At 56.4% G+C, this 7,995-nt stretch carries 5 protein-coding genes; 3 read left to right on the top strand and 2 right to left on the bottom strand.

Annotation, left to right across the window (positions count from 1 at the left end):
- A partial coding sequence (locus tag Q2B33_RS22110; RefSeq protein ID WP_300914260.1) for an acyltransferase occupies positions 1–927 on the top strand: 927 nt, incomplete at its 5' end.
- Positions 928–1,075: 148 nt separating this feature from the next.
- Positions 1,076–3,148 carry a hypothetical protein gene (locus Q2B33_RS22105; protein ID WP_300914258.1) on the top strand — a complete coding sequence of 691 codons (2,073 nt, stop codon included), beginning with the start codon at positions 1,076–1,078 and terminating at the stop codon, positions 3,146–3,148.
- A gap of 191 nt (positions 3,149–3,339) precedes the next feature.
- On the opposite strand, the gene asnA is transcribed toward Q2B33_RS22105, so the two are convergent.
- Positions 3,340–4,350, bottom strand: a complete 1,011-nt coding sequence (gene asnA / locus Q2B33_RS22100; RefSeq protein WP_300564127.1) for an aspartate--ammonia ligase — start codon at positions 4,348–4,350, stop codon at positions 3,340–3,342.
- A 222-nt stretch (positions 4,351–4,572) separates the two neighbouring features.
- Positions 4,573–6,267, bottom strand: a complete 1,695-nt coding sequence (locus Q2B33_RS22095; protein WP_300564129.1) for an AAA family ATPase — start codon at positions 6,265–6,267, stop codon at positions 4,573–4,575.
- Between the two features lie 338 nt (positions 6,268–6,605).
- Between Q2B33_RS22095 and Q2B33_RS22090 the strand changes: the two genes are divergently transcribed.
- Positions 6,606–7,931 (top strand): putative DNA modification/repair radical SAM protein, encoded by a 1,326-nt coding sequence (locus Q2B33_RS22090; protein WP_300564184.1) that lies wholly within the window; start codon positions 6,606–6,608, stop codon positions 7,929–7,931.
- Positions 7,932–7,995 lie beyond the last annotated feature (64 nt).

Below are 7,995 nucleotides of genomic sequence, written 5' to 3'. Positions count from 1 at the left end.
CCCAGCCGCCTGGCGCAGCTATGGCTGCAGATATGGACCTATTCCGTGGCCTTCAGGCTCATAGGCGCGCTGACGGGAGTGCTGCGGGAGGAAGTGTTCGATACCCATTATCTGCTGACATTGCTGTTCCCGGTGACCATGGGGCATTACTGGTTCATGACGGCCTATGTCTTCCTGTACCTGCTCCTGCCCTTTGTGGGTATAGGTGTGAAAAAGATGTCGAAACAGCAGCTGCGGCTGTCCCTGGCCCTGCTGCTGGCAGTCTTCTGCATCGTGAAGAGCGTGCTGCCCGTGCGCCTGGAGATGGACGCGCTGGGATACGACTGCCTCTGGTATCTGTGCGTTTTCCTGGCGGCAGCGTATGTGCGCCGGTTCGGCATCCCGTTCCTGGAGAAAAAGGGGCGGGGGCTTTTGCTGTACCTGGGAGGCTGCCTGCTGGTCTTTGGCGGGACATTTGTCCTGCGGGAGATATACCTGCGCACCGGAGGGCTGGGAAGCCGGATCAAGATGTGCCTGGAGTACAACCATGCGCTCCCTTTTCTGGCGGCTGTGGGCCTTTTCGGGGCGTTTTCCAGGCTGCGCGTACAGGGGAGGACGGCGAGGATCGTCAATGGGCTGGCCCCGTATACCCTGGGGGTCTACCTGCTCCATGAGAACATAGGGCTGCGGTATTCCTGGCAGGAGTGGCTGGGCGCCGGACAGCTGGCGGAGGAGATGGCCCGGGGGACAGGCGGATTTGCCGGGATAGCCCGTCTGCTTGTGGGGACGATGGCGGCCGTGCTGGCTGTGTTCGCCTGCGGCGTCCTGGCGGACATGGCGCGGAAGCGGATTTTCGGCGGACTGCACAGAATCCTGCTGAGGGCAGGCTTCTATCGGAGGCTGACGGAAAAGATAGAGAGAGCGGACGCGCTGTTCCGGGAAGCGTGACAGGGGCAGGAGCCTGGGGGCCGGGGACAGGAGTTTGGAGAAGGCAGCGTCCCTGATGGGGAATGCCGCAGAGGCCTGGGGCGTAAGAGGGTCTAAGGCAGCGTGGAGCAGGAGGCATGGGCGGAAAGGATTCTGGACGGAAATGGATATGAGGAACGAGAGGGACAGGCTGAGGAAATGGGGGAATCTGCTGGAGAACCTGGCAATCGTGGTTCTGGCGTTCTATCCCCTGCGGCATATGGACTGGGGACTGGATTTGTGGGATACCGGGTATAATTACGCGAATTTCCGATATATTGGCGCGAAGCATATGGATTCCATGTGGCTCTTTTCCACGTATCTGGCCAATGTGGCGGGGAGCTGGCTGACCGGGCTTCCCAATGGGGATACGCTGATGGGCATGAACCTGTATACCGGACTGTTCGCCAGCGCGCTGGCCCTCATGGGTTATTTTTTCTGCACCAGGAAGCTGAAGATGCCGAAGACGATCGTGTTCCTGGGGGAGATGGTGGCGCTGAGCTTATGCTGGTGCCCCACCGCATTGCTCTATAACTACCTGACCTATCTGCTTTTCCTGATTTCAACCATATTCCTCTATCAGGGCCTGACAAAAGAGAGAAAAGGGTATTTTGTGGCCGCCGGAGCGTTCCTGGGGGCCAATGTGCTGGTGCGCTTCTCCAACCTGCCGGAGATGGGGATGATCCTGGCGGTCTGGGCTTACGACTTTATCGCCTGGCTATCGGAAAAACGTCGGAAAACATGCGGCATGGCAGATTTATCTGAAAAACGTTTGAAAAAAGACGGAAAAAGGGGCGAAAAGGCATTTGCGGCAGGTGCGGGAAGAATTCCGGGGGAAGGGGGTTTCTGGCGGCGGACTGCCCGCCATACGCTGTGGTGCCTGCTGGGATATGCGGGAGCGCTGGCGGCGCTTCTCAGCGATATCCATCTCCGCTACGGCTTCGGGGAGTATGCGGCGGGTATCAACAGACTGTTCGCCATGACGGACAACGCGGCGGACTATAAGCCCGCTGCCATGATCATGGGGATTCTTGGCCGCTACCGGGAGGAGCTGTACTGGATGGGCCGGATGGGAGCCATCGCCGCGGGGGGGACGGCGCTGTTCGCCCTGGCGGGATGGCTGGAGGGAATCCTCTGCGGGCATCCGGGGGGGACGGGAATCGGTACAGCAAGGGAAACAGGGGAGAAGGATAAGACGGCGAGGCCGGATAAGCGTGCAAAATGGGAGAAAGCGGCAGGAGAGGACAGGGCGCCTCTGGCTGCAGGAATCCTCCATACGGGGGTACGCGTGCTGTGGATATTGGTGAGCATCGCCATGATCGGGTGGCTGTATCGGCGGGGATTCCTTTCCTTCTACTATTTCAGCTACGACTCCATCTGGCATGCCGGGCCCATATTCCTGATGCTGGCCATGCTGATTGCCGGAATCCGCATCCTGGACAGAAACGCCGCGAAAGAGGAAAAGCTGATTGGCGGCATGGTGATACTGATCATCCTGCTGACGCCCATCGGCAGCAACAACGGTGTCCTCCCCAGCCTGAACAACCTTTTCCTGGCAGGGCCCTATGTCCTGTGGGAGAGCTGGCGCTTCCTGCGGCATGTGGGAGAGTACAGGACAAAGGGGGGACTGGTGATATCGGCCTTTCCCGCTAAGGGCGTGCTGACGGCCTTCCTGGCCATCTGCCTGTTCCAGTTCGGGGCCTTCGGGGCGAACTTCGCCTTCGCGGAGGGGACCGGGATACAGGACGCGGAGGTCGCCATAGACAACAATCCCATCCTGCGGAATATCAAGATGAGCCCTGAGAGGGCCCGGTGGATGGAGGAATTGAGCGCTTACGCCAATGAGGACGGGCTACAGGGACAGGAGGTCATCCTGTACGGGGACATTCCCTCCATATCCTATTACCTTGCCATGCCCTCGGCCTTCAATCCATGGAGCGATTTGGATTCCTACAGCCTGGAGACCATGGAGCGGGACATGGCGCAGCTGGAGGGGGAGATATCGGAAAAGGGGAGGGACAAGCCGGTAATCATATTGGAGGGGACGCATGCCCTTTATGAAGAGGGGAGGGATTCCGACCTTTCGGCGGAACAGTGGGAGGAGATGGAGGCTGACCCCAAATGGAAGCGCCTGCTGGCATTCATGGATACTTTTGACTATAAACAGACCTTCCGAAACGAGAAATTCGCGGTCTACCGCTAGAGTCCACCGCTGGTGGATTGCCTTTTTGTGCTGACCGTGCCTATAACAGGTCAAGAGTGGGCTGGCTGCGCAGCCCCTGATGACAGAAAGGAGCAGGCATTGCAAGATGCGCTTCTCTCTAAAATACAGGTTTAACACCTGATCGGCTACCCTGAAGTTCGCTCGAAATCGGGGTAGCCGTAAATTGCTGCTTACAGAAGCTTTATCCCCCGTTCCTCGGCCGCCGCCATGATATCCTCCGGCCAGAGCGAGCACTGCACCTCCCCGATGTGGGCCTTGCGCAGGAAAAACATGCAGATGCGGGACTGGCCGATGCCGCCGCCGATGGTGAAGGGCACTTCCTCATGGATCACCGCCTGGTGGAAGGGGAGCTGTGCCCGCTCCATGCATCCGGCGGCCTCCAGCTGGCGCAGCAGCGCCTCCTTGTCCACCCGGATGCCCATGCTGGACAGCTCCAGGGCGATGTCCAGGACAGGGTAGTAGACGATGATGTCCGCGTTCAGGGCCCAGTCGTCATAGTCCGGCGCACGTCCGTCATGGGGCTTGCCGTTCCCCAGGGCCCCGCCGATCTGCATGATGCAGACCGCGCCCTTGGCCTTGGCTATGTAGTACTCCCGCTCCTTGGGCGTATTGTCCGGGAACATCTCCTCCAGCTCGCCTGTGGTGACGAAGAAGATGTCGTGGGGAAGGATTTCTTCTATATAATCATAGTGGATGGACATGTACTTCTCCGTCTTGCGCAGCACCTTGTATACGGTGCGCACCACATCCTCTAAGGTGTCCAGGCTGCGCTGCTCCCGGGTGATGATCTTCTCCCAGTCCCACTGGTCCACATAGATGGAATGGATATTGTCCGGCTCCTCGTCCCTGCGGATGGCGCTCATGTCCGTGTAGAGCCCCTCCCCCGCGGAGAAGCCGTACTTCTTCAGCGCGTAGCGCTTCCACTTGGCCAGGGAGTGGACGATCTCCGCCTCCCGGCCGTCCTGGTGCCTGATGTCGAAGGACACGGGGCGCTCCACGCCGTTCAGATTGTCGTTGAGGCCGGACTTTGGATCCACCATCAGGGGCGCGGACACGCGCAGAAGGTTCAGCCGCTCCGCCAGAAGGGTCTGGAAGAAGTCCTTCACGCGCTTGATGGCCACCTGGGTGTCATACAGGTTCAGGCCGGACTGGTAGTCTTTTGGGAATGCATTGCTTGACATATGAGTAATCCTTTCTTCTTGATATACTCACGAGCGATGAAATTTACCGCAAAGTCCCCGTTAGCTTTCGCGCGTGAGTCGGGTTACCTGGCAGATTTTAGTAATCGCCAGTATATATTGTTCTGTTCTGATTCTATGGTATGCGCTTCTTCTATATGGAATGCGTCCATCCTATTTTAACTGCTTTCCGGTGGATTTTGCAATACTTTTTTTCTGCCCCCTTTATCCAATCAACACTTCCTTCCCCTGGAAGGCAAAGCCATATTTCCGGATCCTCTCCTCAGGAAGCCCCTTCGCTTCAAGGGATGCCGCATATTTCATGTCCTCAATCTGCGCCAGCGCCGACCGCACCGTATCCTCCAGCGTCTTCTCGCCATCTTCCGGGTCATGAACCTTGAACTCGATAATAATCGCATCGTCAGTACCCTTTTTATCGCAGGGCTCCAGCAGCACGTCATACCTTCCGAATCCACTTTCCCTGTTGGAGGTGATAGTATACTGCCTCCGCAGATCCACCAGCAGCCCCAGCACGAAGCCATGGTAAAAACGCTCAGGCTCGTTGGCTTCGGACGGCCTCTTCCCGCTGTCGAAGAAGCTGAAGGTATCCAGCGCCACCCGGTTCATATAGCGGTTCATCTCGCGGAGGTTCCCTTTCAGCAAGGCTTTCACGAACCCATTGTAGGACGGCGTATATTCCCTGAACCAATCGTCAACCATCCTCTCGAACATGAACCGGACCTCCCTGTTCGTCAAGACAAGGCTATATTCCGATTTCCCGCTTTCCTCATCGTAGACAACCGAGTCCGCCCGCAGATAGCCGCTGGCCAGCAGTAGGCTCCAGACGGCGCTGTCCCTATAATCCAGTTGGTTGAAGACGATTTGTTCGTCAAGCACTGCATGGTATGTCTTCCCTTGCAGCAAATCCTCCATCACTATCTTCACCTCAGGGGTGCCTTCACGAATCAGTTTTCCGGCCAGGCTGTTGGAACTGGTGTTGGCCCAATAAGCGGAGAGCTTTCCTGTTTTTAGATAATTTAGAATTGACCATGGATTATAAATGTCCCTGTATCTCCCAAAGGCAAAGCCATCATACCACGCTTTTACATCTACCCTTTTATCCCCCATTCCATATTCGTCCAGGGCTGCAAATACCTCTTCCTCAGTGAACCCGAATCGATTCGCATATAAATCTGAATTCAAAGTCACAACTGTGAGATTATTCAAATCCGAAAAGATAGACTCTTTGCTCACTCTCGTGATTCCTGTCATGACTGCCCGGTCCAGATATGGATTCGTCTTGAACGTAGCATTGAACAGCGTCCTGATGAATTCCACCATCTCTCCCCAGAACCCGCTGACATATGCCTCCTGCATGGGCGTATCGTACTCGTCCAGCAGGATGATGACCTTTTTCCCATAATAGCGGGAAAGGTAATCGGACAAAGCGTTCAGCGAATTGACCGCTATATAATCTTCCATTTCGGCAGAGACTTTCCGATAGATTTCTTTCTCATTTTCGTTCAGCAGACCGCTGCCTGGCAGAAAATCATATCGGTTATACAGGTTCGTGATAATATGGCACATCTGCTTTCTTGCTTTGGGAAAAGAAGACTCCTTCACATTGGCGAAAGAGAGGCTGATGACCGGACAGGTGCCCTGAAGCTGCCTGTAGGCTTCCTCCTGCCAGATGGCAAGGCCTTCGAACAGGTCCCCCTGGCCGGCGTATTTTACGGAGAAAAAATATTCCAGCATGCTCATGTTCAGGGTCTTTCCGAAGCGTCTGGGACGGGTTATCAGGGTGACTGCGTCCCCGCTTTCCCACCACTCCTTAATGAATGCTGTCTTATCCACATAAAAGTAATTATTTCGAATCAACTGTCCGAAATCCTGATGTCCGATACCCACTGTCCTCGCCATGCAAACACCTCCTCTGAAACAGATCTTCCTTGCTATTATTATATCACGTCCTTTGGGGGCCAACAATCATTTTTGAAACTATTGTTGCCCTTGCTTATGGAAGTTTTTCCGATTTCTGTAAAAAATGCTTGCAGAATCAGAACATATGTGCTAAACTCTAAAAAGAACATACGTTCTTTTATATATACTGTATAACGCTGAATACTGCCTAATGCAATCATGCGATTGAACCAGTCAGCGTTATGCAGTCTGGTTTCATTGCAAGTGAAATCGTTAAGCAGTATAAATGGCATGGATGAGGGGGCGGGAAAGTGGAATATCTGGTAAGCAAAGGGGAAATGCCCCTGGAGGACAAACTGAATATCCTGACGGACGCGGCCAAGTATGACGTGGCCTGTACCTCCAGCGGCGTGGACCGCAAGGGGGACGGCAAGAGCATCGGCAACTGCGTGGCGGCAGGCATCTGCCACAGCTTCTCCGGGGACGGCAGATGCATCTCCCTCCTGAAGATCCTGATGACCAACGAATGCATCTTCGACTGTAAATACTGCCGCAACCGCCGTTCCAACGATGTCCCCAGGGCCACCTTCACCCCGGAGGAAATCTGTACCCTGACCATGGAGTTCTACCGCAGGAACTACATCGAGGGCCTGTTCCTGAGCTCCGGCATCATCGGCAACCCTACCTTTACCCAGGAGCTGATCTGCCGCACGGTGTGGCTGCTGCGGAACCGCTACCGGTTCAATGGCTATGTCCATGTGAAGGCCATTCCCGGGGCTGCGCCGGAGATCATACAGCAGACCGGCTTCCTGGTGGACAGGATGAGCGTCAACTTAGAGCTCCCCACCGCGGAGGGACTGCGCAGCCTGGCGCCCAATAAGCACCGGAAGAGCATCCTGACCCCCATGCGGCAGATCCAGACCGGCATCCAGGTGAACCGGAACGACCTGGTGCTGTACCGCAATGCGCCTAAGTTCGTGGGAGGAGGCCAGTCCACCCAGATGATCATCGGTGCCACGCCGGAGAGCGATTATCAGATCATCAATGTGGCGGAGAGCCTTTATCAGAAATTCGACTTAAAGAGGGTCTTCTATTCGGCCTTCGTGAACGTCACCGGGGACAAGAGTCTGCCCGCCCTGCCGGGAGGGTCGCCTCTGCTGCGGGAGCACAGGCTGTATCAGGCGGACTGGCTGCTGCGGTTCTACGGCTTCCGGGCGGAGGAGCTGCTGGACGAGAAGCGCCCCTATTTCAATGTGATGCTGGATCCCAAGGAGGACTGGGCGGTGCGCCATCTGGAGCGCTTCCCGGTGGAGATCAACCGCGCTCCCATGGAGGAGCTGCTGCGTGTGCCCGGCATAGGGGTGAAGAGCGCGGGACGGATCGTGGCGGCCCGCAGGAGCGGCAGCCTGACTTTTCCGGATCTGAAGAAGATCGGGGTGGTGCTGAAGCGGGCGCTGTATTTCATCACCTGCAGCGGCAGGATGATGTACCCTGTGAAGATAGAGGAGGATTACATCGTGCGGAACCTTACCACCGAGAAGGACAGGGTGCGGTTCGGCAGCGACGGCATGAGCTATAAGCAGCTGTCGCTGTTCGATGATGTCGAATTCACCCGCCCTGTGACGGTCATAGAGCGGCAGCAGGCGGCGGTGGGGCAGTTGTGAGGGGCAGGCATGCGAGGCAGCGGTGGGGGCAGTTGTGAGGGGCAGGCATGCGAGGCAGATCGGA

Origin of the sequence: uncultured Acetatifactor sp. (assembly GCF_948601915.1) — a bacterium.
In the GTDB taxonomy this organism is placed as follows: Bacteria; Bacillota; Clostridia; order Lachnospirales; family Lachnospiraceae; genus Acetatifactor.
The sequence above is the reverse complement of the archived record's forward strand: the minus strand, read 5'-3'. Positions and strand labels throughout refer to the sequence as shown.

Excerpts from the sequence above, each read along its gene's own strand:
- Q2B33_RS22090 (WP_300564184.1), top strand. The coding sequence starts at position 6,606 with ATGCCCCTGGAGGACAAACTGAATATCCTGACGGACGCGGCCAAGTAT.
- Q2B33_RS22095 (WP_300564129.1), bottom strand. The coding sequence starts at position 6,267 with ATGGCGAGGACAGTGGGTATCGGACATCAGGATTTCGGACAGTTGATT.
- asnA (WP_300564127.1), bottom strand. The coding sequence starts at position 4,350 with ATGTCAAGCAATGCATTCCCAAAAGACTACCAGTCCGGCCTGAACCTG.
- Q2B33_RS22105 (WP_300914258.1), top strand. The coding sequence starts at position 1,076 with ATGAGGAACGAGAGGGACAGGCTGAGGAAATGGGGGAATCTGCTGGAG.